The 24,253-nt window shown below is 69.3% G+C and carries 25 protein-coding genes and 1 other RNA gene; 6 read left to right on the forward strand and 20 right to left on the reverse strand.

The window, feature by feature from the left end:
- Positions 1-35: 35 nt before the first annotated feature.
- Genes F4553_RS16015 through ettA form a run of 3 tightly spaced genes read right to left on the reverse strand, consistent with a single transcriptional unit; the run spans position 36 to position 2,720 of the window.
- The gene (locus F4553_RS16015) at positions 36-659 is read right to left on the reverse strand and encodes a DUF8185 domain-containing protein (protein ID WP_184836817.1); all 624 of its coding nucleotides are present in this window, start codon (positions 657-659) and stop codon (positions 36-38) included.
- On the reverse strand, positions 647-1,051 hold the full coding sequence (locus F4553_RS16020) for an acyl-CoA thioesterase (protein WP_184836819.1): 405 nt from the start codon (positions 1,049-1,051) through the stop codon (positions 647-649). The genes F4553_RS16015 and F4553_RS16020 overlap by 13 nt, the downstream gene beginning before the upstream one ends.
- Positions 1,044-2,720, reverse strand: a complete 1,677-nt coding sequence (gene ettA / locus F4553_RS16025; protein WP_184836821.1) for an energy-dependent translational throttle protein EttA — start codon at positions 2,718-2,720, stop codon at positions 1,044-1,046. Before ettA ends, F4553_RS16020 begins: the two co-directional genes overlap by 8 nt.
- Before the next feature lie 223 nt (positions 2,721-2,943).
- Between ettA and panB the strand changes: the two genes are divergently transcribed.
- Entirely contained in the window at positions 2,944-3,786 is an 843-nt protein-coding gene (gene panB / locus F4553_RS16030; protein ID WP_184836823.1) for a 3-methyl-2-oxobutanoate hydroxymethyltransferase, read from the forward strand.
- An 84-nt stretch (positions 3,787-3,870) separates the two neighbouring features.
- On the opposite strand, the gene F4553_RS16035 is transcribed toward panB, so the two are convergent.
- Both F4553_RS16035 and F4553_RS16040 read right to left on the reverse strand, forming a co-directional pair.
- The gene (locus F4553_RS16035; protein ID WP_184836825.1) at positions 3,871-5,262 is read right to left on the reverse strand and encodes an RNB domain-containing ribonuclease; all 1,392 of its coding nucleotides are present in this window, start codon (positions 5,260-5,262) and stop codon (positions 3,871-3,873) included.
- 39 nt (positions 5,263-5,301) lie between these two features.
- The gene (locus F4553_RS16040; RefSeq protein ID WP_184836827.1) at positions 5,302-5,943 is read right to left on the reverse strand and encodes a hypothetical protein; all 642 of its coding nucleotides are present in this window, start codon (positions 5,941-5,943) and stop codon (positions 5,302-5,304) included.
- A 259-nt stretch (positions 5,944-6,202) separates the two neighbouring features.
- Between F4553_RS16040 and F4553_RS16045 the strand changes: the two genes are divergently transcribed.
- A complete protein-coding gene (locus F4553_RS16045) occupies positions 6,203-6,934 on the forward strand; it encodes a DUF7873 family protein (protein WP_184836829.1) in 732 nt (243 codons plus the stop codon).
- A 421-nt stretch (positions 6,935-7,355) separates the two neighbouring features.
- Here the strand turns inward: F4553_RS16045 and F4553_RS16050 are convergent, their stop codons facing one another.
- The 3 genes from F4553_RS16050 to F4553_RS16060 form a co-directional block, all read right to left on the reverse strand.
- Complete coding sequence (locus F4553_RS16050; RefSeq protein WP_376776221.1) at positions 7,356-8,180, reverse strand: aldo/keto reductase; 825 nt, start codon at positions 8,178-8,180, stop codon at positions 7,356-7,358.
- 29 nt (positions 8,181-8,209) lie between these two features.
- Positions 8,210-9,253 (reverse strand): SdiA-regulated/phytase-like domain-containing protein, encoded by a 1,044-nt coding sequence (locus F4553_RS16055; RefSeq protein ID WP_312875227.1) that lies wholly within the window; start codon positions 9,251-9,253, stop codon positions 8,210-8,212.
- Positions 9,254-9,402: 149 nt separating this feature from the next.
- On the reverse strand, positions 9,403-10,497 hold the full coding sequence (locus F4553_RS16060) for an MBL fold metallo-hydrolase (protein WP_184836833.1): 1,095 nt from the start codon (positions 10,495-10,497) through the stop codon (positions 9,403-9,405).
- Positions 10,498-10,536: 39 nt separating this feature from the next.
- On the opposite strand from F4553_RS16060, the gene F4553_RS16065 reads away from it, so the two are divergent.
- The gene (locus F4553_RS16065) at positions 10,537-10,998 is read left to right on the forward strand and encodes an NUDIX hydrolase (protein ID WP_184836835.1); all 462 of its coding nucleotides are present in this window, start codon (positions 10,537-10,539) and stop codon (positions 10,996-10,998) included.
- Positions 10,999-11,169: 171 nt separating this feature from the next.
- Positions 11,170-11,967, forward strand: a complete 798-nt coding sequence (yaaA, locus tag F4553_RS16070; protein ID WP_184836837.1) for a peroxide stress protein YaaA — start codon at positions 11,170-11,172, stop codon at positions 11,965-11,967.
- Between the two features lie 52 nt (positions 11,968-12,019).
- Here yaaA and F4553_RS16075 read toward each other — a convergent pair whose 3' ends face one another.
- From F4553_RS16075 to rnpB, 5 genes are all read right to left on the reverse strand, one after another.
- The gene (locus F4553_RS16075; RefSeq protein ID WP_312875228.1) at positions 12,020-12,910 is read right to left on the reverse strand and encodes a GNAT family N-acetyltransferase; all 891 of its coding nucleotides are present in this window, start codon (positions 12,908-12,910) and stop codon (positions 12,020-12,022) included.
- 31 nt (positions 12,911-12,941) lie between these two features.
- On the reverse strand, positions 12,942-13,730 hold the full coding sequence (locus tag F4553_RS16080) for a hypothetical protein (RefSeq protein ID WP_184836841.1): 789 nt from the start codon (positions 13,728-13,730) through the stop codon (positions 12,942-12,944).
- Between the two features lie 149 nt (positions 13,731-13,879).
- Positions 13,880-14,536 carry a hypothetical protein gene (locus tag F4553_RS16085; RefSeq protein WP_184836843.1) on the reverse strand — a complete coding sequence of 219 codons (657 nt, stop codon included), beginning with the start codon at positions 14,534-14,536 and terminating at the stop codon, positions 13,880-13,882.
- A 7-nt stretch (positions 14,537-14,543) separates the two neighbouring features.
- Positions 14,544-15,245, reverse strand: coding sequence for a YqeB family protein (locus F4553_RS16090; protein WP_184836845.1), 702 nt, complete (start codon positions 15,243-15,245; stop codon positions 14,544-14,546).
- Positions 15,246-15,308: 63 nt separating this feature from the next.
- Positions 15,309-15,722: RNase P RNA component class A (rnpB, locus tag F4553_RS16095), an RNA gene on the reverse strand.
- Positions 15,723-15,922: 200 nt separating this feature from the next.
- Here rnpB and F4553_RS16100 point away from each other — a divergent pair.
- Positions 15,923-16,678 carry a sulfite exporter TauE/SafE family protein gene (locus F4553_RS16100; protein ID WP_184836847.1) on the forward strand — a complete coding sequence of 252 codons (756 nt, stop codon included), beginning with the start codon at positions 15,923-15,925 and terminating at the stop codon, positions 16,676-16,678.
- 9 nt (positions 16,679-16,687) lie between these two features.
- Positions 16,688-17,569, forward strand: a complete 882-nt coding sequence (locus F4553_RS16105; RefSeq protein WP_184836849.1) for an alpha/beta fold hydrolase — start codon at positions 16,688-16,690, stop codon at positions 17,567-17,569.
- A 58-nt stretch (positions 17,570-17,627) separates the two neighbouring features.
- Here the strand turns inward: F4553_RS16105 and mctP are convergent, their stop codons facing one another.
- The 7 genes from mctP to F4553_RS16140 all read right to left on the reverse strand — a co-directional run bounded on the left by mctP (position 17,628) and on the right by F4553_RS16140 (position 24,098).
- The gene (mctP, locus tag F4553_RS16110) at positions 17,628-19,247 is read right to left on the reverse strand and encodes a monocarboxylate uptake permease MctP (protein WP_184836851.1); all 1,620 of its coding nucleotides are present in this window, start codon (positions 19,245-19,247) and stop codon (positions 17,628-17,630) included.
- 3 nt (positions 19,248-19,250) lie between these two features.
- Entirely contained in the window at positions 19,251-19,460 is a 210-nt protein-coding gene (locus F4553_RS16115) for a DUF3311 domain-containing protein (protein ID WP_184836853.1), read from the reverse strand.
- Positions 19,461-19,530: 70 nt separating this feature from the next.
- Entirely contained in the window at positions 19,531-20,583 is a 1,053-nt protein-coding gene (locus tag F4553_RS16120; protein ID WP_184840802.1) for a bifunctional RNase H/acid phosphatase, read from the reverse strand.
- A 56-nt stretch (positions 20,584-20,639) separates the two neighbouring features.
- Positions 20,640-21,380 (reverse strand): zinc ribbon domain-containing protein, encoded by a 741-nt coding sequence (locus tag F4553_RS16125; protein WP_184836855.1) that lies wholly within the window; start codon positions 21,378-21,380, stop codon positions 20,640-20,642.
- The gene (locus F4553_RS16130) at positions 21,377-22,213 is read right to left on the reverse strand and encodes a Nif3-like dinuclear metal center hexameric protein (protein ID WP_312875230.1); all 837 of its coding nucleotides are present in this window, start codon (positions 22,211-22,213) and stop codon (positions 21,377-21,379) included. The genes F4553_RS16125 and F4553_RS16130 overlap by 4 nt, the downstream gene beginning before the upstream one ends.
- A 118-nt stretch (positions 22,214-22,331) precedes the next feature.
- Positions 22,332-22,865 carry a flavoprotein gene (locus F4553_RS16135; RefSeq protein ID WP_184836857.1) on the reverse strand — a complete coding sequence of 178 codons (534 nt, stop codon included), beginning with the start codon at positions 22,863-22,865 and terminating at the stop codon, positions 22,332-22,334.
- A 3-nt stretch (positions 22,866-22,868) separates the two neighbouring features.
- Positions 22,869-24,098 carry a helix-turn-helix domain-containing protein gene (locus F4553_RS16140; protein ID WP_184836860.1) on the reverse strand — a complete coding sequence of 410 codons (1,230 nt, stop codon included), beginning with the start codon at positions 24,096-24,098 and terminating at the stop codon, positions 22,869-22,871.
- Between the last annotated feature and the right edge of the window lie 155 nt (positions 24,099-24,253).

Here is a 24,253-nt window from a genome sequence, read left to right on the forward strand (position 1 = left end):
AATCTGCCGTCAGCCGAAAAGATTAGCCCTATAGCTCAGCTAGGGGAAGAGATGGGAAGCAAACTCGGCGCAGAAGGCCTGTACCAGGCAGTTCCGTTGCCGGTTGCGAGGCCGATCCAGCTGCCGACGGCGAGCACAGCAACCTCACCAATGTCATTAACCGGTAGAAATCCCATCCGAACCACCGCCTGAACCAACCGCTGCGGCACCTCGACCACTTTCCCGTCCACTGTAGAGGTTACGTAGACGGCGACGTGATCGAGGAGGGCGTCGCGCAGGGCACGGGCCCCGACGGCCTTGCCGTCCACACCGGACTCCGTCGCCTGGCGCAGCGTCGCGGCTGCCGCGTCGGCGAGACGGCGTACCAGCGAGGCGGGCAGGACCTCGACGGCGGCCGCACGCGCGGGCGGAAGCTGCCACCGCCACTCGTGGTCGCGCCGGGGGCCCTCGACGCGGGACAGGAGGTCCTCAGCGCGCACCGTGAGGTCCTGGGGCTCGTCGCTGTCGACGTCGCGGCAGACGAGCGTGCCCCACGGCAGCATCGCGTAGACGGTGACGCGGCCCGGCTCACCCGGCCGCAGCCGGACCAGCGCCTGCCGGTCCAGCCGGGTGAGACGGGCGAGGAAGACCTCGGCGTTGGCGTCGCTCAGCTGGACCACAGCGACAGGAACCTCTGCTCCTCGGCCGTCAGGCGCCTCGGCCGGCCCTTCGCGAGGTCGAACGGGACGAGAATCGACCGGGCCCGGCTCGCGAGCACGTCGCCGTCGAACATCTCGTAGGCGACCGTGAAGCGGCTGACCCGCATCTCCTCGACCCACAGCTCGATCCGGACCGGATCGCCGTAGTCGATCGGGCGGAGGTAGTCGATCTCGTGGCGGGAGATGACGACCCCCTCCTCGAAGGAGTCGAAGCCCGCCTCCTTCGCCCCGACGAAGATCAGGGCAACGCGCGCCTCCTCATAGAGCGTGAGGAAGCGCGCGTTGTTGACGTGCCCGTAAGCATCGAGATCCGACCAGCGGAGCCCGCAGTTGTAGACGAACCGACTAGTCACGCGTCAATTTCCGGTAGGTCACGCTGTGCGGACGGGCGGCCTCCTGGCCGAGCCGATCGATCTTGTTCTTCTCGTACGAGTCGAAGTTGCCCTCGAACCAGAACCACTTCGACGGCTCCTCCTCGGTGCCCTCCCAGGCGAGGATGTGCGTCGACACCCGGTCGAGGAACATCCGGTCGTGGGAGATGACCACGGCGCAGCCGGGGAACTCCAGCAGGGCGTTCTCCAGGCTGGAGAGGGTCTCCACGTCGAGGTCGTTGGTGGGCTCGTCGAGCAGCAGCACGTTGCCGCCGATCTTGAGCGTCAGCGCCAGGTTGAGGCGGTTGCGCTCACCGCCGGAGAGCACGTTGACCGGCTTCTGCTGGTCCGGCCCGCGGAAGCCGAAGGCCGCCACGTAGGCGCGCGACGGCATCTCGACCTTGCCGACCATCAGGTAGTCGAGGCCGTCGGAGACGACCTCCCAGACCGTCTTGGAGCTCTGCAGACCGGCCCGGGACTGGTCGACGTAGGAGAGCGTCACCGTCTCGCCGACCCGGACCGCACCGGCGTCCGGCTTCTCCAGCCCGACGATCGTCTTGAAGAGGGTGGTCTTGCCGACGCCGTTGGGGCCGATGATGCCGACGATGCCGTTGCGCGGGAGGCTGAAGCTCAGGTTGTCGATGAGCACCCGGTCGCCGAAGCCCTTGCGCAGGTCCTTCGCCTCGATCACCGTGTTGCCCAGGCGCGGGCCCGGCGGGATCTGGATCTCGTCGAAGTCGAGCTTGCGGGTCTTCTCCGCCTCGGCCGCCATCTCCTCGTAGCGCTCCAGACGCGAGCGGGACTTGGTCTGGCGGGCCTTGGCGTTGGAGCGCACCCACTCGAGCTCGTCGGTGAGGCGCTTCTTCATCTTGGCGTCCTTGCGGCCCTCGACCGCGAGGCGGGCGGCCTTCTTCTCCAGGTAGGTGGAGTAGTTGCCCTCGTAGGGGTAGGCGCGGCCGCGGTCGAGCTCGAGGATCCACTCGGCGACGTTGTCGAGGAAGTACCGGTCGTGGGTGATCGCGATCACCGTGCCGGGGTACTTCGCGAGGTGCTGCTCCAGCCAGAGCACGCTCTCGGCGTCGAGGTGGTTGGTGGGCTCGTCGAGCAGGAGCAGGTCGGGCTGCTCGAGCAGCAGCTTGCAGAGCGCGACGCGGCGCTTCTCGCCACCGGAGAGCGGTGCGGTCTCGGCGTCCGCCGGCGGGCAGCGCAGCGCGTCCATCGCCTGGAAGAGCTTCGAGTCGAGGTCCCACGCGTCGGCGTGGTCGAGCTCCTCCTGGAGCTGACCCATCTCGTTCATCAGCTCGTCGGAGTAGTCGGTCGCCATCAGCTCGGCGATCTCGTTGAACCGGGCGAGCTTCGCCTTGGTCCCCGCGACGGCGAGCTCGATGTTCTCCAGAACGGTCTTCGTCTCGTCCAGCCGGGGCTCCTGAGCCACCATGCCGACGGTGTAGCCGGGCATGAGGCGGGCCTCGCCGTTGCTGACCATGTCGAGCCCGGCCATGATCTTCAGCAGGCTGGACTTACCGGCGCCGTTCGGGCCCACCACACCGATCTTGACTCCGGGCAGGAACGACAGGGTCACATTGTCAAGAACGACCTTGTCGCCGTGCGCCTTGCGCGCCTTCTCCAGGGTGTAGATGTACTGAGCCACGCAGGTCCCCATCTCGGTGTAGTGAAGCTTCAATTCTCCCAGGTGCCCTCGGCGCGGCTGCGCGGGGGCAGCCTGTGAACTTTCGCACGAAATGCTGACGCTTGGCCTGCCCGTGGTGGGAGGCTGGCGTCATCAACGCCGTCGTACGGGCGCCACGCGGCCCGCGACGGACAACCGGGGACCGCATCCGAGCGGCCTCGAGTCAACCGAATGGGAGACAGCGATGTCCCTGCCATCCGACACCGTGACCAGCCTCTACGGCGGCCCGGCGACCAAGCGGGTCCGCGCGCACCATCTGCTCGCCGCCAAGGAGCGCGGCGAGCGCTGGGCGATGCTCACCTCTTATGACCAGTACACGGCGGCCCTCTTCGATCAGGCCGGGATCCCGGTGCTGCTCGTGGGCGACTCCGCCGCCAACAACGTCTTCGGCTACGAGACGACCCTGCCGGTCACCGTCGACGAGCTGCTGCCGCTCGTCCGGGCCGTCACGAAGGCCACTCAGCGCGCGCTCGTCGTCGGCGACCTGCCCTTCGGCTCCTACGAGGAGTCGCCGACGCAGGCGCTGCGCACCGCCGTCCGCTTCCTCAAGGAGGGCGGCTGCCACGCGGTGAAGCTGGAGGGCGGCAAGCGCAGTGCCGCCGCGATCGAGGCGATCACCAACGCCGGCATCCCGGTCATGGCCCACATCGGCTTCACCCCGCAGAGCGAGCACCAGCTCGGCGGTTACCGCGTGCAGGGCCGCGGCGACGCAGCACAGTCGATTGTGGACGACGCGATCGCCGTCGCCGAGGCGGGCGCCTTCTCCGTCGTGCTGGAGATGGTCCCGGGCGAGGTCGCCAAGAAGATCACCCACGATCTGGCGATCCCCACGATCGGCATCGGCGCCGGCGTCGACTGCGACGCCCAGGTGCTCGTCTGGCAGGACATGGCCGGGCTCCGGCAGGGCGCCGCGCCGCGCTTCGTCAAGCGCTACGCCGACCTCGCGGGCACCTTGACGGCGGCGGCTCAAAGCTTCGCCGAAGAGGTACGCGACGGAGCCTTCCCGGCCGCCGAGCACACCTTCTAGAGCGGTTTGATCGCGTCTGATTCGGTGCAGCAGACGTAATCACACTTCATGATTACGTCTGCTGCACCGAATCACGTGTGATCTCTAAGCTGCGACGACCTCGAAACGCACCGTTCGCTTCAGCGGATCCGCCTCCGTCAAGCGCACCTGGACCCGCTCCCCGATCGCCTTCGCGCCCGTGCACCGCGCCCGCACCGGCGGTGCGTCGATGGCGATCTGACCCTCGTCGAGGATGACGGCGTCGAAGACCTCCCCGATCCGGTCGTGCAGCAGCACGGCCTCGGTGAGGTCCACGGCGCCCCGCTCGGCTGCCGAGACGGCGCGACCGGTCTCCGCCATCACCTCCGGCAGCTTCGGCAGCGCCTCGCGGCACCACGGGGGCACCTCGCGCCCCTCGTAGAGCGCCAGGGCGGCCTCGGTGGCGTACCGGTCGGCGAGACGGCGCAGCGGGGCCGTGACGTGCGCGTAGGAGGATGCCACCCCGCCGTGGTCGGGCTGTTCCGGCGGAGCGCCGTCGAAGGCGGTGTAGCCCGCGCCCCGCATCGTCTCCTGGGCCTGGTCGACGAAGGCTGCCCCCTGCGGCGTGCCGGGGTCGAGCGCGGCGATGACCTGCCCGACGGTCGCACCCTGCGGCCACGCGATCCCCAGCCCGACGGCCGCCTTGCGCAGCTCCTCGACCGCCTCGGCTGCCGGGTAGGGCATCGTCCGCAGCAGGCCGATCCCGCCGTCGAGCATGATCCGAGCCGCCGAGACCCCGGTGAGCAGGGAGATCTGGGCGTTCCACTCCTCGACCGGCACGGGTGCGCGGAGCACGAGCTGCCAGCCGTCGCCGTCGGGCTCGACCTCCTGCTCGGGCGAGGGCAGGCTGATCGCGCCCCGGGCGAGGCCGCGGGCGACGAGCAGCGGGCCGATCGTCGGCAGCAGGGCGATGGAGTCGTGGACCTTGCCGGCGTCGACATCCGCCTGAACGCCGACATAGCTGAGCTTGGCGCGGCTGCGGACCCGGGCCCGCTCGACGTGCACGGCTGTGGTGGCACCGTCGGCGCCGAGGTCGATGGTCCAGACGACGGCGGCTCGCTCCTGGTCCGGCAGGAGGCTGACGGCGCCCTCGCTGAGGGTCGTCGGGTGCAGCGGCACGTTGCCGTCGGGCAGGTAGACGGTCTGACCGCGCTGCCAGGTGTCGGCCTCCAGCGGTCCGCCGGGGCGGACGAAGGCCGCCACGTCGGCGATGGCGTAGTGGACCCGGAATCCGCCGCCGGGGCGGGCCAGGAGCAGCACCGCCTGGTCGAGGTCCATCGAGCCGGCCGGGTCGATCGTGACGAACGGGAGGTCCGTGCGATCGAGCTTCGGCAGGGGGAGCTTGGCCGCCTCGTCGGCTTCCCGCTGCGCCGCGGGTGAGAACTGCTCGGGCAGTCTCAGCTCGCGGCGCAGCGGTCCAAAGTCGATGGCGGGGGCGAGTACGCGTCGGGTCACCACGGGTCCATTCCTACCAGTCGGCGGCTCCGACGCGTACTGCTACGCCTTTCGGGTGGTCGCCTTCTTCATGGCGGTCTTCTTCATCGTCGCCTTCTTGGCCGGGGCGCTCTTCGCCGCGGTCTTCTTGGCTGCGGTGACCTTGCTGGTGGCGGCCTTGCGGCTCGGAGCCTTGGTGGCGGCCTTCTTGGCGGCGACCTTCTTCGCGGCGGTCTTCTTGACCGCCGTCGACTTCGCCGCTGTCGTCTTCTTGGCAGCCGTGGCGAGGGTCTTCTTGGCCGGAGCCTTCTTGGCCACGGTCTTCTTCGCCGCAGTCGCCGTCGTCTTCTTCGCCGCGGTGGTGGTCTTCTTGACCGCCGCCGTGGTGGTGGCCTTGCGCGTCGTCGACTTCGTGGCCGCGGCCACCGTCTTCTTCGCCGGGGCCTTCTTCGCGACCGTCGTCGTCTTCTTCGCCGCCGTCTTCTTCACCGCCGAGGCACGGCTCGCGGGAGCCTTCTTCGCCGCGCTCTTCTTGGCGGGAGCGGTCTTGGTGGCCGTCGCGGTCTTCCTGGCCGTGGTGGTCTTCTTCGCTGCCACGGTCTTCTTCGCCGCGACGGTCTTCTTGACTGCGGCCTTCTTCGCCGGGGTCGCCTTGCTGGCGGCCTTTGTGGCCGTCCGGGTGGTGGCCTTCTTGGTAACGGCCATCGTCTCCTCCTTCAAGGATGTGTCCGACAGGCCCTTCGCCCGGTACGGACGCCGCGCAGCTTCGGCACTGTTGGACATACCGCTGCTGCTCATGACATCACTCTGCACCATAGAGAAGGATTTGTGCGACTAATTCGTCAAAAAGGGAGATGACTTCCATAATAGACCCCCCACACCTCCCGGCCCCTAAGGCGTTCAAACACGCTTGCGGCACCCTCTGCGGACCGCGTAGCGTTCGCACGCCTGAAGGGGGAGAAGAGTGGCAAAGCTCAACCAGATCATCGCCGTGGAGAAGGGCGTCAAGAGCAGGTCTTTTCAGGATCTGACCGATGCGCATCACACGGTGCAGAAGACCGCTCTGCTCACCGGAATCTCGCGCGTCTATCAGCCCAAGGACGAGGAGGGCGAGCAGCTGCCGCCCGAGTCGACCAAGGTGCAGATCCGCGCCGAGGACGTGCTGCGGCAGATGGCGACCACCCTCACCCGGCTCTTCGACGTGACCGCCACCAAGGACTCGGCCAACTGCACGGCCAAGGCGGACGTCACGATCGACGGCACCGTGCTCCTGCGCGATGTGCCCGTGACCTACCTGCTCTTCCTGGAGAAGCAGCTCACCGATCTGCGTACCTTCGTCAAGAAGCTGCCGGTGCTCGACGCCGCGGAGAGCTGGACCTTCAACGACTCGGCGGACTGCTGGTCGACGGAGCCGGTGCGCACCATCCGCACCAAGAAGGTGCCGCGCAACCACGTCAAGGCCGAGGCGACGGAGAAGCACCCGGCGCAGGTCGAGGTCTATTACGAGGACATCCCCGTCGGCTACTGGACGACGCTGAAGTTCTCCGGCTCCCTGCCCGCCAAGCGGGTCACGGAGCTGCTGGACCGCATCGAGAAGCTCCAGGCGGCGGTGAAGTTCTCCCGCGAGGAGGCCAATAACGCCGAGGTCACCGACGTCCACGTCGGGGACAAGGTTTTCGGCTATCTGTTCGGATAGCCGGGCAATGCCACCCCGCGGATCTCCATAGGGAGACCGTCGGGGCGGACAAGAGCACCAAGCTGAAACTGAGGTTCAGCCTGACTCACGCGGTCCAGTGGAGGTTCGAGCCCTCCTCCCGTCACTTTCCCGGCGGGGTAGCCCAATTGGCAGAGGCGCCGCGGTAAGACTCAGACTCTCGCTCCAGCTTCAGTATTCGCCACCGAACGCCAGGTCGACCGAGCGCTGACGGGGACGGTCGGATGCCAGTTCGAATCTGGTCAGCCGCTCCATCATGCGGCCGTAGTTTAACGGTAAAACCCGACGTCATAAGGGATGATCGGCGCTCTTCAAATGTGCTGGCGTGCGCAATTGGGTGGCAAAATGGGGCCCGGGGAATGGATACTTCCCCGGGTCCCACCAAGCTTCGTTTCCGGCGCGCTCAGCCCATCCAGGAGAACGTCGCCGGGTCCGGGCCGATCCGGCCGCCCGAGTCGAGGCCGTCGATCGCGGCGATCTGGTCCGCGCTGAGCTCGAAGTCGAAGACGTCGAAGTTCTCCGCGATCCGCGACGGGGTGACCGACTTCGGGATGACGATGTTGCCGATCTGCAGGTGCCAGCGCACGGTCACCTGTGCCGGCGTACGCCCCACGGCCGCCGCGATCTCCGCCAGCACCGGGTCGTTGAGCAGGCCCTTGCCCTGCCCCAGCGGGCTCCACGCCTCGGTGTGGATGCCATGCTCGGCGTGGAACACCCGCAGCTCACGCTGGGCGAACCGCGGGTGCAGCTCGATCTGGTTGACCGCCGGCACGATCCCGGTCTCGCCGATGAGCCGCTGCAGCGCCTCGACCGTGAAGTTGGAGACGCCGATCGCGCGCACCCTGCCGTCGGCGTAGAGCTTCTCCAGCGCCTTCCACGCCTCCACGTAGCGGTCCTGGCTCGGCACCGGCCAGTGGATCAGGTAGAGGTCGAGCACGTCGAGGCCCAGCTTGCCCAGGCTCGTGTCGAAGGCGCGCAGGGCGTCGTCGTAGGCGTGCTCGTTGTTCCAGAGCTTCGTGGTGATGAAGAGCTCCTCGCGCGGCACACCGCTCTTCGCGATGGCCCGCCCGACGCCGTCCTCGTTGAAGTAGAGCTTCGCGGTGTCGATGCTGCGGTAACCGACCTCGATCGCGGTCGTCACCGCCTGCTCGGCGATGTCGTCCTCGACCTGCCAGACACCGAAGCCGAGCTGCGGCATCGAGACCCCGTTGTTCAGGGTGACGTTCATTTTCATCCCCATCTTGTCGACTGACGGGCTCAACCGCGCTTGCGCCGCCGAAGTAGCGCTACGGCGAGCCCGATTATCAGCAACCCCGCAGCGGCGATGCCCATTCCGGCCAGCCCGCTCCGATTCGCCGCCCGCACCGCCACGACCTCTCCAGAAGCTGCCGGGCCGTCGCCGGTCCGACTGGGTGAAGGCCTGGGGGGTACGCCATAACGCGCGATCACGGTCCCCCCGGCCGGTTGGTCGCTGACGGTGAGGAAGCCGTCCCCGTCGACCGGGTAGGCGATCGACTCCCCCTGCGCCTCGTTGGGCAGCGCGGTGATCCGGGGCTTCCCCGTGGTGATCGCGGTCAGCACGTCGGTGGTCACATCCCACTCGAACGCGTCGGCATAGGTACGCAGGGCCACCCGGCTCCCGTCGGCGGTCTGGGCGGCTCCGGTGACGGTTCTGCGGCCGATCGAGTCGAAGGGGTTCGGGGTGAGGGTGGACGGGAGGCGTACCTCCCCGATCTTGTGAAGCGGGACGCCCTGCGCGGTCTTGGCCCGCGGCTTCTCGGCCGGAGCGTAGAGCGAGGCCGGACCGCCGAGCTCCTTCGTGACGATGATCGGGGAGCCGTCCCGCTCCAGCAGCAGCGCCTCGGCGTCGTGCGGCCCGTCGGGGTAGGTGAAGCGGTAGATGACCGGGGTCCTGCCGCCCGGGGCGAGCCGCCACAGCGCGATCGTGGTCCGCCGGGTGGCCGCGTTGAAGTTGTCCCCCACGTCGGCGATCCAGAGGGTTCCGTCTGCCGCCATGGCGAGGTCCTCGGGGTCCCGCGCCGAGGTGGGGTAGCCGACGGTCCGGGTGACCTTGCACGCCCGGTCCAGGAAGAAGATCTTGATGTCGCTCGGGTCCCAGTTGCTGTCGTTGATCGCGACATAGCCCGTGGCCGTGGCGACGAGCCCGGACAGTTCGCTCACCCGGCTGTCCTTCACGGTGCAGACGGCGACGGGTACCTCGTCTCCCTCAGCCGCGCCCGCAGGTGCTCCCGCCAGCACGAACGCGCTCACCACAGCCACAAACCGCACCAGACCCCACACGCCGCCCAGCATATGGCGCACCCCATCCCGCCGTGGGATTCACGCCACAGATCGCCAAGATCGCCGCAACTCTTCAAGAGTTGGTCCTAACGCGTTAGGACCAACTCTTGAAGAGTTGCGGCGATCTTGGACAGCGAACGGACGAAGAGCTAGGCGATCGACTGCCACCAGCCGTCGATCGGGGGTGGATCCGCGGCGTCGACGCGCTCGCCGGGCTTCGGCACCGCCATCGTCACGCCCCGGGCCTTCGCCTCGGCCCACAGCCGGTCCGGCGGCTCGCTCCACGAGTGCAGGGCCAGGTTGAAGGTCGCCCAGTGAACCGGGATCAGCAGCCCGCCGACGAGCTCCAGGTGCGCCTGGATCGCCTCCTCGGGGAACATGTGGATGTCCGGCCACGCCTTGTCATAGGCACCGATCTGCATCAGCGTCACGTCGAACGGGCCGTACTTGGCGCCGATCTCGGCGTAACCGGCGAAATACCCCGAGTCGCCCGTGTAGAAGACCCGGCGGTTCTTGCCGGCGATCACCCACGAGCTCCACAGCGTGCCGTTGCGGGTCAGCCCCCGACCCGAGAAGTGCTGCGCCTCGGTCGCGACCAGGTGCAGTCCGGCGATGTCGACGCTCTCGGCCCAGTCCAGCTCGATGATCCGGTGTGCCGGAACGCCCCAGCGGTGCAGGTGCGCACCGACGCCCAGCGGCACCAGGAACGGCGCGGTCTGGTTGACCGTGAGCGCCTTCACCGTCGCCATGTCCAGGTGGTCGTAGTGGTCGTGCGAGATGAGGATCGCGTCGAGCGGCGGGATCTCCTCCAGCGCCACCGGGACCGGGTGCAGCCGTTTCGGGCCGACCTTCCCCGACGGGGAGCACCGATCGCTCCAGATGGGGTCGATCAGGACCCGGGCACCCTCCAGCTCGACGAGGACCGACGCGTGCCCGTACCAGGTGATGTGCAGCGAGTCGGGCGACTGGCCGGCACCGAACCGGGGCGGAACGACCGGGACCCGGCCGGTGGGCTCGCGCCGCTGCCCGCCGAGGAGGAACTCCCGCATCGTCTTGGCGTCGGGCATCGCCACGCGCGTGGTGGCGGTGTTGTGGAAGGTGCCGTCCCGGTATTGGGGAGATCGGCGAACCCGGTCCGGGCTGGGACGGGCGCCCATGGCGGCGGGGATGTCACGGAAGGCCCATGCCGCCGCACCGACCGCCGCGGCCGCCACCGCCAGGAGGCCGACAGTTTTTGCCTGCATGATGGAGAGTATGTATGCCGTAACGGACCGAGGCGACTCATGACCGGTATTCGCCATTTCACGGCCGGCGCAATCGTCCTCGACGACCGTGATCGGGTACTGCTCATCCACCACAACCGGATCGACCAGTGGCTCTACCCCGGCGGTCACCTGGAGCCCGACGAGGACCCGGCCGAGGCGGCGCTGCGCGAAGTGCGCGAGGAGACCGGCATCGAGGCGGAGATCATCGGGCCGGAGCCGTTCCGTCACCCGTCCGTGCGCTCCATCCCGGTCCCGTTCGCGATCATCGAGATGCCGATCCCCAGCCATCGCGGCGGCCCGCAGAACCACATCGACTTCGTCTTCGTCTGCCGACCGGTCGGCGGGAGCCTGCACGCCCAGCTCGAAGAGGTGGGCGCCGCCCGCTGGACCCCGATCGCCGAGCTGCCCTCCCTCGACGCGGTCGACGACCTGGTGGCGATCGTCACCGCCGCCACCAGGTGGTCCGCCCGGTACGCCTGACCCGCCCTGGGCCACGTTTTGCAGCAAAGCGTGGCCATTTCGCGCCGCGAGGCCACGCTTTGCTGCGAAGCGTGGCGGGCCTCGGGTGCGTGCCCGACGAGGGCCTGACGCCGGGCACGGCGCGAGCGCGGGCCGCCAGGGCTGGGATGGCGGGGGCGCTAAGCTCGGCGGATGCTCATCCTGCTGCCGCCGTCGGAGGGTAAGGCCGCTCCCGGCGAGGGTTCGCCGATCAAGCTGGGCGACCTCTCCCTTCCGAAGCTGCGGCCCGCGCGGCGGCAGGTCTTCGACGCGCTGATCGCGCTCTGCCGCCCCCGCGACGACGAGCCCGCCCGCGCGGTCCTCGGACTCAGCCCCGGCCAGCGCGACGAGGTCCGGCTCAACGCGGGCCTGCGCAAGGCCGCCGCGATGCCGGCCGGCTCGGTCTACACGGGGGTCGTCTACGACGCGCTGGAGCTGAGCTCGCTGCCACCGGCGGCGCTGGCGCAGGCCGAGCGCTCGATCCTGATCTCCTCCGGCCTCTGGGGCGCGGTCCGGATCACCGATCTGATCCCGCCCTACCGCTGCCCGATCGGCGTCAACCTCCCCGGCGTCGGGCCGCTGGGGTCCTTCTGGCGCCAGGCCATGTCGGGGGTCATGGCGAAGACCGCGGCCGCCGGGCTGGTCCTCGATCTGCGATCCAGCGGGTACGCCACCATGTGGCAACCCGTACCCGCGGCCGCCGCCCAGGTCGCCGCTGTCCGGGTGCTGCACGAGCGGACGGTCGACGGCGTGACGAAGCGGTCGGTGGTGAGCCACTTCAACAAGGCGACCAAGGGCAGGCTCGTCCGGGACCTGCTCATCGCCGGTGTCGAGCCGACGACACCGCAGGACCTGATCGCGGCGCTCCGCGACCTCAAGCACACGGTCGAGGCCACGACACCGTCTGCCGGCAAGCCCTGGCTGATCGACCTCGTCGTCCCCGAGCTGTAGCCGCCCACCCCAAGATCGCCGCAACTCTTCAAGAGTTGCGGCGATCTTGGGGTCAGACCGAGAGCGGGAGGCTGCTCTGGAAGGTGACGCTGACCTGGCCGTAGGTGAAGCCGAGGTGCTCGTTGAGGCGCCGCATGTCGTCGTTGCCCCGCTGGGTCCAGGTGTAGATCTCGCGGATGCCGTGCTCGGCGGCCCACCACAGCGTCTGCCGCTTCAGCGTCGAGGCGACGCCGCGTCCGCGCCACGACCGCAGGCAGGCGGTGAAGCCCTGCTCGGCCCGGTCGGGTGCGTCCTCGTCGAGCATGAGCGAGGCGAGCCCGATCACCGCGCCGTCCACGACGGCGACGAAGGTCGCCTCCGGCGCGTTGATCCAGTCCCGCTCCCACTCGTCCAGCGAGACCTGCATCGGCGAGGTGACGGCCATGTCCTGCACCGCCTCGACGGCGACCTGGTGATAGGCCTGCGGCCACAGCTCGGGCCGGTCGGCGATGCTGACGATCTCGAAGCCGGGGTGCGGCAGCGGCGCGGGCTCGACGCCGACGGCTCTCACCTGCTCGACCTGCCGATCGACCTCGACGAAGCCGAACCTGACGGCGAACCCGGCCGACTCCGGCTCGTCGACGAGCGCCGCGACCGCCGGGTAGCCGAGCCCGCCGACGTGGTCGACGAGCGCGCGGAGCAGCGCCGTCCCGACTCCCCGCCGCCGGAATCCGGGCAGCACGCGGGGCGCGATCGAGGCCCGTCCGGCGAGGTCGGAACGGGCGGCGATGCCGTGCCCGGCGACGACGCCGTCGATCTCGGCGAGGATCATCAGCCGGTCCGGCCGGTTCATGGATCTGATCTCGGCGACGCTCGGCACCCGCTCGCCGGGGAGCAGAGTCAGCTTCACCTGCCGCCACTGCTCGATGTCTTCGTCGGTCCCGACGGTTCGCAAGGTCACCACGCGCCCACCGTAACCAGGCTCGCAACCAGTTTTAGCGGTCGCTCTCCACGTTGACGGCGGCCGCGAGCGCATACATCGAGGAGGTGAAGAGCCGCCGGGAAATGCCCTCGTACTCCGCCCGCACCGCCTCGTCGTCGAACCCCGCGTCGTTCCACGAACCCATCCCGCCGAAGACATTCGCGCGCGTCGCGAGCGCCAGCAGCCGTCGGCGCTCCAGGCTCACGCCGTGGTCCGGCACCATGTCCGGGTACGCCAGCAACGGCCGCTCCGCCACCCCCTGCGCGAGTGCCTCGGCGAAGACGCAGCCCCAGGGATTCATGCCGTGCGCACCCGCGAACGCCGCCGCCTCCTCGACAGCGGACCTCAGCTCCAACCACGTCGCACCGAACGGCGGGCAGTAGGCCCACATCGCCGTCGGCTCGCCCGAGTAGGTCACCAGCCACGGCGTGGCACTCGTCCGGTCGCCGACCTCCCAACCGGCCCGCCACAGCTCGCTGCCCCGCTGGGTCTGCACGAGGAGCCCGATCGGCAGCCCGCCGACGAACCCGATCCGGTGATGCCACGGCAGGCTCGGGTCCTCCGGTGGATCGGCGAAGTCCGGCATGACCACCTGGATCCGGCTCGCACCGTCGCGCGACAGGTAGGAAAGCCACGAAGCCACATCGCCGCAGGCCTCGGTGACCCCGTCGAACCGGACCGCGCCGACGTGCTGGAAGGTCGAATTGCCGTGCAGCGTCGGCGGCTCGACGCGATCTGCCTCGGCCAACCACACCGAGCCGTGCAGGGCGAGGGCGATCAGTTGCGCAAGCGTCCCGTCCATCGCCCGCAGCCTACCGCCGCTCCCGAACCCCGTCCGCCCCGATATTTCGGCCCCCGCTCTCCCCCTCCCCCTCACGTTGTGCAGCAAAGCGTGGCCATTCTCGCGTCGGAGGCCACGCTTTGCTGCAAAACGTGACGAGGGGGTGCTGGTCAGACTTGGAGCAACGGTTCACTGTGGAGGGTCACTGCTCGCATCGCGCCGTCGGCGAATCGATAGCGGACCAGCTCGACGGCGTTCAGGGTCGTCTCGCCGAGGACCAGATCGCGTCGTTCGTCACACCACGTCACCAGGGCGGCGATGTCGACGGGGGCGGCGAAGTGGAGGACGTTGCAGTACCAGATGTCGCGGTAACGGTCCTCGACATCCGTCAAGCCCCGCCGGGACAGGGCCTCGCCGACACGGCGGTAGAGGTCATCGAGCGCCCCGCCGACCGGGTGCACGTGGACGGCGATTCCCTGCGGGTGCGGGCTTACCGTCCTGACCGTCGCCCGGAACGCCGGGACCTGCGAGGCGGCCTCGTGGAGCGATTCGGCGTACCCGTCGAGGTCGGGGTTGTCGCGGTAGGGCTGCAGCGCGCGGAGCGAGACGTGCAGGAGGGCCGGACCGTGTGCCCAGTGACCGCCGCCGGCGACGATGCCGGCCGCGGCGGCGAAGGATGCGAGGGTGTCGAGCATCGCCGGGTCGGGGCGGAGCAGCATCGAGACACCCCAGCGGGGCCGCCCTTCGGCGGGTGGGAGCTCCACCGCCGTGTCGCCCGTGAGCAGCGCGGCGCGGCCCTTCTCGACCACGGCCAGGTGATCAACCATCCGGACATCATGCCGGGCTGGTCGGCTCCTCGCCGACCCTGCGCCAGTACTGCCGCTTCTTCTCGTCGCGGACCACGACACCCAGCCTGATCAGCTCGCGGCGCAGCTCGGCGGCATCGCCCGGCTTGTCCTTCTCGATCGCGGCCGCCCGTGCACTGAGGACCGCGTTGGCATTGCCGGGCAGGTCAGGGGTGCCCTCCACCCAGAGGCGATAATCCCCCGCATGCGGGTCGGCGTCGAGCCACGGGTAACCGTGCGCGACCAGGGCGGCCCTGATCCGCTGAGCGCTGAGGTCGCCGCTGGCGGAGGCCAGCTCCTCGCCCTCGCGGCCGAGCAGGCTGAGGCGCTTGCCGTCGACGAAGACCGCCGCGATGCGCGATCGCGGAACGGTGCTGGACTCGTCGCCGCGCTTGACAATGAGCTGCTCGCGGTCGGCCGAGACGATGACGTAGTCGTCCTCGGCGAGGAAGATGAAGACGACGCCCACGATGGCGCCGAGGATGAGGCTGACGATCGTGGCCTGCGGCTCGGCGAGCGAGTCGAGGAGCTTGAGCGGCCCCTGGAAGGGGAACCACGGCAGGTCGGCCGCCCACCCCGCGAGCGCCTTGAGCAGCCAGCCCGCACCGGCTCCCACCAGCGGAAAGCCGATCCAGACGAAGGCTCGCTCGGCGGCGCTCGGCCCGACGATGGTCCTGTCTCCCGGCTGCATCAAGCCTCCCCTGAGCTCGTGACGACGCTCAGCCTAATGCCGGGGTGCGACAGGAGAGAGCGACGGACGAGTCGATCTCTACGCCGGATTCTGTCCGCCGCGGGCCGAAGCCCACGACGAGGCGGTCATCCATCTCGGCGAGCCGTCGCCGACTCGCTCTAGCGACCTACCCGCAGGCTCGGGCGGGCAGCCCTCCTCCCGCGCCTTTTCGGCACGGGTGCACCTGCGCAGAGCCCGAAGGCCCCTTTTGGTCTTGCTCCGGGCGGGGTTTACCTAGCCATCCCGGTCACCCGGGATGCTGGTGGGCTCTTACCCCACCGTTTCACCCTTACCAGGACTACCAGCCTGGCGGTCTGTTCTCTGTGGCACTGTCCCGCGGGTCGCCCCGGGTTGCCGTTAACAACCACCCTGCCCTGTGGAGTCCGGACGTTCCTCGGCAGCGGCCGAGACCGCTGACGCGACCGCCCGATCCACTCGTCCGTCGCGCCCGAAATGCTACCGGTAGCGCCGCGCCCCGCCCGCGCCGCACACGGTGATCACACCTTCTTTGCGGAAAACGGGCTGATCAAGCCCCAAGATCACACCATCTTCAGCAAAAACGGTGTGATCACTGCCGCGCGGCGGCGCGAGGTCCGCGCGAGCACGGGCGAAACCCCTCGGCGGTACGATCAGCCGCGATGGACCTCTCCGGCGCAGCACTCCTGGTGGCGGCAGGTGTCGGGGCCGGCACGGTCAACGCCATCGCGGGCGGTGGCTCCCTGATGACCTTCCCCGCCCTGGTCGCGGTGGGCCTGCCACCGGTCGCCGCCAACGTCACCAACTCGATCGCGATCAGCCCCGGCTACCTCGCCAGCGTGGCGGGCAGCCACCGGGACCTCGCCGAGGAACGCACCCGCACCCTGCGGCTCATCCCGACCGTCATCGTCGGGACCGGCATCGGCTGTGCCCTGCTCCTGCTCACCCCGGCCGAGGCCTTCGAGAAGGTCGTTCCCTTCCTCGTCATCGGCGCCGCGGTCCTCCTCGCGCTCCAGGAGAAGATCAAGGCGAGGGTCGGCCATCCGCATCAGCTGTCCCACCGGACCCTCGCGACACACGCGATGGTGGGAGTTAGTTGTATCTATGGGGGGTACTTCGGCGCCGCGCTCGGCGTGATCCTGATGGCGCTCCTCGGTCTCGTCGTGGCGGCGCCGCTGCGGCGGATCAATGCCATGAAATATGTGATCACCGCAGTGTCCGGATTGACTACTGTGGCGATATTCGCGGTCGGCGGACCGGTGGACTGGGTGGCCGTCGCGGTGCTCGCACCGGCGGCGATGCTGGGCGGTTTCCTGGGTGCCAGGGTGGCCCGCAGGCTGCCCGCACGGGTCCTCCGAGTGGCCATAGTGATCTTTGCGATCATGATCGGGATAATCCTTTTCATAAAAGCCAACTAAGCTGGCAAGATGCCGACCTTCGCCTCGTACGACGGAACCCAGCTCGCCTACCGGATTGAGGGCGAGGGGGAACCACTCATCTGTGTCCCCGGCGGACCCGGACGGGCGGGTGTTTATCTGGGCAACCTCGGCGGCCTGGACGCCCATCGCCAACTCATCATCCTGGACAATCGGGGCACCGGTGACTCCGAGGTGCCGGCCGACCCCAGCACCTACCGCTGCGACAAGCTGCCGCTGGACATCGAGGCGCTCCGCGAGCACCTGGGCCTGGAGACGATCGACCTCCTCGGCCACTCCGCCGGCGCCCAGGTCGCGGTGCTCTACGCCACGGCGTACCCGGAGCGGGTTTCCCGGCTCGTGCTCGTGACCGGCGCGCACCGGACCGTGGGCGTCGCGATCGACGGTGCCTACCTCGCCACCTGCCAGGCGCGCGCCACGGCCGACACCGGCTATGTGCGCGCGTTCAAGTCGCTGCTCTCGTGGCGCGACGCCAAGACCTACGACGAGGGCACGCCGTTCCGCAAGGCGGCCACCCCGCTGCTCTACGGACCGTGGACCGAGGCGGCGAAGGCGCACTTCGCCGGTGAGGACGCGGAGTTCAGCCGCGCCGCCAACTTCGGCTACGGCAACGGCATCGCGCTCAACACGGTCGCGATCCGGCTGGCGCTGTCGAAGTTCGGAGTGCCGACGCTGGTCTACGCCGGTGAGCTCGACCCGGGCCCCACGGTGTCCGAGGCGACCTCGGTCGGCAAGTGCTTCCCCAACTCCCGTCTCGTCGTCCAGCCGGGCGCCGGGCATTTCCCCTGGGTCGACGACCCCGAGTTCTTCGCGGCCTCGGTCTCCCAGTTCCTCGCGGCCAAGTCGGCCTCGCTGCAGTCCAGCCGCCCGTAAGGCGGCCCGCCGACCGCCAGCCGGTCGGCAGGCCACCCGGAGTCCGCGCCCTTGCGGCTCAAGCGTGCACCGAGCCGCGCGGGGTGTCGGAGTCGACGAAGTAGTCGGCGGTCGTCGTGGCATCACGACCGTCGGCGATTTTCGCTGCCCGCAGCACTACGGTGGCGAGCGCGGCGACGACCAGGTTGACCACGACGGCGATCAGCCCAGCATAGACGGTCATCTTCGTGTCGAAGCCCAGTTCCGACAACGGGAAGGCCGAGCCGGCGAAGTGCGCCTTGCCGGTGACGGGGTTGGCGACCTGGTAGAGCATCCACATCCCGAAGCCCATGCCCGCGATCCACCCGGCGATGAGCGCGCCCCGGTGGAACCACCGGGTGAAGAGCCCCAGCGCGACCGACGGCAGCGTCTGCAGGATGATCACACCGCCGATGAGCTGCAGGTCGATGGAGAACTGCGGGTCGAGCAGGATGATGCAGGCGAGCGCGCCGACCTTCACCACGAGCGAAGCGATCTTGCTGACCTTCGCCTCCTGCGCGGGCGTGGCGTCCTTGCGGAGGTATTCGCGGTAGATGTTGCGGGTGAAGAGGTTCGCCGCCGCGATCGACATGATCGCCGCCGGGACCAGCGCGCCGATGCCGATCGCCGCGAACGCGACCCCGGCGAACCAGTCCGGGAACTGCCCGTCGAAGAGCTGCGGCACGATCGTGTTGGTGTCGACCGAGCCCGGCGTCGCGCCCGGCAGCGGCTTGACCTTCGCCGCGACCGCGGCATAGCCCAGCAGCGCGAGCAGGCCCAGGAGCAGGGAGTACGCGGGCAGCGCCGACATGTTGCGCTTGAGCACGTCCCGGTTGCGGGAGGCGAGCACGCCGGTGACCGAGTGCGGGTAGAGGAAGAGGGCGAGTGCCGATCCGAGCGCCAGTGAGACGTACTGGAGCTGGTTGTTGGCGTTGAGCAGCAGCCCGTCGGAGGGTGACGGCGACGCGGCGAACTTCGCCTCGGCGGCACCGAAGATCGAGCCCCAGCCGCCGAGCTTCGCCGGGAGCCAGAAGATCGCCACCAGGATCACGACGTAGATCAGCCCGTCCTTGACGAAGGCGATCAGCGCCGGTGCCCGCAGCCCGGACTGGTAGGTGTATGCGGCGAGGATGGCGAAGGCGATGATGATCGGCGCGTGCCGGGCGAGCGTCGAGGTGCCGGTGACGCCCATCGTCTTGAGCACCGCCTCGATGCCGACGAGCTGCAGCGCGATGTAGGGCATCGTCGCCACTATCCCGGTGATCGCGACGATCAGCGCGAGCGTGGGCGAGCCGAAGCGGGCCCGGACGAAGTCGGCGGGCGTGACGAGCCCGTGCTTGTGCGAGACCGACCAGAGCCGGATCAGCACGAGGAAGACCATCGGATAGATGATCACCGTGTACGGCACGGCGAAGAAGCCCATCGCGCCCGCCCCGAAGATCAGCGCGGGTACGGCGACGAACGTGTACGCCGTGTAGAGGTCGCCGCCGATGAGGAACCAGGTCACCCACGAGCCGAAGTTGCGCCCACCCAGACCCCATTCGTCCAGGTGAGCCATGGTCTGCGGGCGCCGCCACCGGGACGCGACGAAGCCCATCGCGCTGACACCCGCGAAGAGCACGGTGAAGATGATGATCTCGGTGAGATGATCGCGCCACATGGCCTACCCCCGCCGCTTCGTGACCTGGTAGACGAGGGTGGTGACCGAGACGCCGAGCACGATGTAGGCGAGCTGCAGCCAGTAGAAGCGCGGGAAGCCGAACAGGTCCGGCGGGATGGAGTTGAAGAGGATCGGGATCAGCGGCACGACGATCGGGATCACCAGCAGCCAGTGCCACGGGCTGCGATCAGTCCTGAGCGTGGGATCAACCATGGCGCGCAGGATATGCACGATTAGTCCACCTGATCGGCTGATCGGCGGCTATACGCGCTTAACGGTCTGCTTACTGCGCCAAACGGCTGATATGAGCGGTGTCATTGACGGTGCGGACCGCCACGCCGCCGTCGGCGTAGAGATCCACAATGGAGATTCCGGCGGGCTCCAGGTAGAGCCGGTGCAGCAGCGCGTCACCGGCCGCCAGCGCATCGCGCAGGATCAGCTTGATCGGCGACACGTGCGAAACCACCACCACGACCTTCCCCGGGTACGCGCTGCGCAGGCTCGCCACGGCACCCCGCACCCGCTTGCCCACCTGCTGAAACGACTCCCCCTTGGGCGGCGCGACAGCGGTGGAGTCGAGCCACTTCTGCAACTCCACCGGGAAGTCGGACCGCACCTCGGCGAAGGTCAGCCCCTCCCAGGCACCGAAGTCGCACTCGATCAGGTGCGGCTCGACCGTCACCTCGACGCCACCGCAGGCTGCCGCGATCGCCTCGGCGGTCTGCCGGCAGCGCCCCAGCGGCGAGGAGACCACGGCGGCCACCTCGCCGAAGGTGGAGATACGGGCGGCGGCCGCACCCGCCTGGGCTTCGCCCGCCTCGCTCAGCGGTACGTCACCGCGCCCGCTGTAGCGCTTCTGCGCGGTCAGCGGCGTCTCGCCGTGGCGGACCAGGATCAGCCGGGTCGGCGCGTCCGTACGCGGCTCCCAGGACGATCCGGGACGCGGGGCCGGGTGCTGCACGGCCGGGGCCGTCGTCACCGCGGTGCCCGCATCCATCGCCCGGTTGGCGAGCGCGTCCGCGTGCCGGTTCTCCTCCCTGGGGATCCACTGGTAGCGGACGGAGTCGAATCTGCGTACCAACGCTGCCGCCTGAGCCGCGAGCGGCCGCAAGCCGGGGTGCTTGATCTGCCACCGACCGGCCATCTGCTCCACCACGAGCTTGGAGTCCATCCGCACCTCGACCCGGCTGGCGCCGAGCTCCGCCGCGGCCTCCAGCCCGGCGATGAGCCCGGAGTACTCCGCGACGTTGTTCGTCGCGAACCCGAGTGCCTGGGACCGCTCCGCGAGCACCGTGCCGGTGGTCGCGTCCTTGACCACGGCGCCGTAGCCCGCCATCCCCGGATTCCCCCGCGCACCGCCGTCGGCCTCGATGACGACGTTGAGTCCGGGCACTACAGGCCGCTCTCGCTGGTGCGGATCATGATCCGGCTGCACTCCTCGCAGCGCACGATCTCGTCGGGCGCGGCGGCCCGGAGCCGGGCCTTCTCCGAGCCGGAGACATCGAGGCGGCAGCCACCACAGCGGCCGCCCTGCAGCAGGGCGGCACCGATGCCGCCGGACGAGTCCCGGATCCGGGTGTAGAGCGCGACCAGGTCGGCCGGGAGGTCCGCCGCGAGGGGTCCCCGGCCGGCGGCCTTGAACTCCTCCTCCTTGGCGATCTCGGCGAGCGTCTGGTCCCGCTTGAGCTCGGTCGCCTCCCGCTTGGCGAGGGTGGCGTCGCGGCGAGCGGTGATCTCCTCGAACGTCGCCTGCGCCGCCTCCCGCTTCTCCATCAGCTCCAGCTCGCTGTCCTCCAGGTCGGACTGGCGACGCTTGAGGCTGACCACCTCGTGCTGGAGCGCGGTGAGCTCGCGGGCTGGGCCGGTGCCCGCGTCGATGCGCTGCTGGTCCTTGGCGAGGCGCATGCGCACGGTGTCGACATCGCGCTCGATCCGGGTGATGTCGCGGTCCAGGTCGTCGACGTCCACCTGCGCGCGGACCCGCTCGTCGGAGAGGGCGGAGATCTCCCGCGCGAGTGCGGCGAGCTCGGCGAGCTCGGGCAGGTTCTTGCGGCGGTGCGCGAGCTGTGCCAGCGCGGTGTCCAACGCCTGCAGGTCGAGCAGGCGACGCTGAGCTTCTGGTTCGGCCTTCACGCTGGTATCCCCTCCGAAATAGCGGTTGTGCTGGGCTCGTGGAGCGTCCACGCGTCGGTGCACTGCCGCGAGACGATCGTCTCAACTCCGAGCCGCTCGTGCAGCATCGCCCCGAGCCGGGGCAGCCAGGGCCACTCGGTGGCCCAGTGCGCCGCCTCGACGAGGGCCGGGCCGCCGTCGGCGATGTGCTCGCTCGCGTAGTGGTGCTTGATGTCGCTGGTGATCACGGCGTCGGCGCCGGCACTCGCCGCCGCGGCGAGCTCGTCCGAGCCCGAACCGCCCAACACCGCCACCCTGCTGATGATTTTGTCCGGATCGCCGGCCGTGCGCACTCCCCACGCGGTCGCGGGCAGGACCCGTGCGGCGAGCCGGGTCAGCTCGGCCAGGGTCATCGGCACGGGCAGCATGCCAACCCTACCGAGCCCGATGTCGGGACGGCCCGGCCGGGGCGCCACGGGAACGGTCCCGATCAGCCCGAAGCACTCCGCGAGGGCCTCGTTGACCCCGTCGGCCGCGATGTCGGCGTTGGTGTGCGCCACGTGCAACGCGATCCCGGCCCGGATCAATTCCTGCACCACCCGCCCCTTGTAGGAGGTGGCAGCGACGGAGGTCACCCCGCCGAAGAGCAGCGGATGGTGCGCGATCATCAGCTGAGCGCCGCACTCGACGGCCTCGGCGACCGTCTCCGGCACCACGTCCATCACGCAGAGCACCCGCTGCACGGGCGCCGAAGGCTCGCCCACCACCAGCCCCACGGCGTCCCAGGAGGCAGCCCACTGCGGCGGGTACCACTCGTCCATCACACCGACGACATCACCGACCGTCCACGTCACGCGCAGACCTTACCGGTCGTGCTCGCCCAAATTCGCGTTGATCAAGGGAAGACTCGCCATCTCGGGGATCCGATTTGCGGCGAGTCTTCCCTTGATCAACGCGAATTTTCTGGGTGGGTCAGGCGGCCTGGCGTTTGCGGAGGGTCTCGATCGCGAGGTGCCAGGGGAAGAGGCTCAGGTGTCGGTCACCGGTCGTGGGGGCGAAGGGAGGCATGATGTCGTCGCCCCACAGCACGTCCACGCCCCAGGTGCGCAGCTTCGCCAGGTTTTCGCCGAAGGCCGGGTGGGCCGCCATGGCGCTGTTGGTGAAGGGCATCACCACCACCGGCGTACCCTTGCCGATCGCCTCGACCACCAGGCCCAGCGCCAGGGTGTCGGCGATGCCCGCACCCAGCTTGTTGACCGTGTTGACCGTCGCCGGTGCCACGATCATCGCGTCGGCGGGTGGCAGCACGTCCGGGTCGCCGGGGTTCTTGTACTGGCTGCGGACCGGGTGGCCGGTCTGCGCGGCGAGGCGGGGCAGGTCGATGAACTTGCGGCCGTCGGGGCTCGCCACGACGCAGACGGTCCACTGCTGCTCGTGCGCGAGGTCGACGAGGGTGCCGACATCACGGGCGAGCGGTGAACCGCAGACGATCACGTAGACGACCATCCGTCACACCCCGACACCCATCTGCTCGGCGAGTTCCGAGATCGAGTTGGAGGGCGTGCCGTTCGTACGCCGGAGCACGTCACTGAGGACCTCGTGCGCGATGGGCCGGCAGCGGATCTCGGCGGGTGCCAGCCGATCGCCCTCCAGCAGCATCTCCCCCGCGCGCTCCAGGTCGCCGACCTGGGCGAAACCGCGGGCCATGTCGAGGAAGTGGTGTGCCCGCCGCTCGGGCATCAGCCCGGCGAATCCGGCCGGGTCGATGTGCTGCTCATGGGTGAGGATCGCGACGCCGCCCTCGCCCAGCTCGACCGCGGCGGCGGCCCGGTGGAGCTGCACGTTGGTCGGGCCGAAGCAGGTCCAGTAGTGGTTCTTGTCCTCGCCGACCTGCTCGGCCGCCTCGGAGGCGCCGCTGAGCAGGTCGCGCATCGTGGCGCTGTCACCGATCCGGGACGCGGCCATCGCGCCCTGGAGCAGCAGCAGGCCGTAGACGGAGAGCTGCTCCGGCGTGGTGGTGCCGGTGCCGGGGGCGAGCCGGTTGGCGATGTTGACGGTCACCTCCAGCGCGGGGCGGGCCCGGCCGAGCGCGAGCAGCGAGGTGCCGATGCGGTGCGTGGCGATGCCAGCGAGGAGCTGGTCGCCGGCGCGCTGCGAGACGGCGATCGACCGGTCGGCGGCGAGCCAGGCGAGTTCGAGCTCGCCGAGCTTGCGCAGCACCGACGAGGAGATCTGGTAGACCTGCCCGAGCAGGTGCGCCGCGTCGCGCGCGTCGTCGCCCGCGGAGTAGGCCGCGTCGGCCGCCTGTGCGTCGCGCAGCAGCTTCGGCAGGGCACGCGCGAGCATGCCGTAGCGCGCGTGCTGGAAGGTCTGCCAGGCGTGCCCGACGGACTTGCGCATCTCGTCCATGGGCGGCGGCTCGGGCGGGGCGTAGAAGAAGGCGGAGATCTGGTCGTAGCGTTCCAGCGCCGCCCGGATCTCGGCCACCTCGATCTGGTCGATGCAGTTGACGCTCTCGACGCGCCGGTCCGGGTCCTTGCCCATGAGCAGTTGCACGTCGAGCGAGAGCACGTCGGCGATCTCATAGACCACGGAAAATTTGTCGAGGCGGCGGACTCCGCGCTCGACCTTGTCGACCCAGCTCTTCGACTTGCCCAGGCGGTCGGCGAAAACCTGCTGGGACATCTTCCGCCGGTTGCGCCAGTAGGCGACCCGGCGGCCGATAGGCAGCTCATCCATGCGCTCGACCTCCCCTGGGGGTGAAGGTTTGGGATCGTCGCACAATCTGTGCGCTGACCCTACCTCCGAGAATCGATATTTTCGATGCAAGTTGCACAGCCGTTGTCCTGAGCAACGACATCACCCCGTCGGGGTAACGGGTGATGTCGATGCCT

It is taken from the genome of Allocatelliglobosispora scoriae (genome assembly GCF_014204945.1).
In the GTDB taxonomy this organism is placed as follows: domain Bacteria; phylum Actinomycetota; class Actinomycetes; order Mycobacteriales; family Micromonosporaceae; genus Allocatelliglobosispora; species Allocatelliglobosispora scoriae.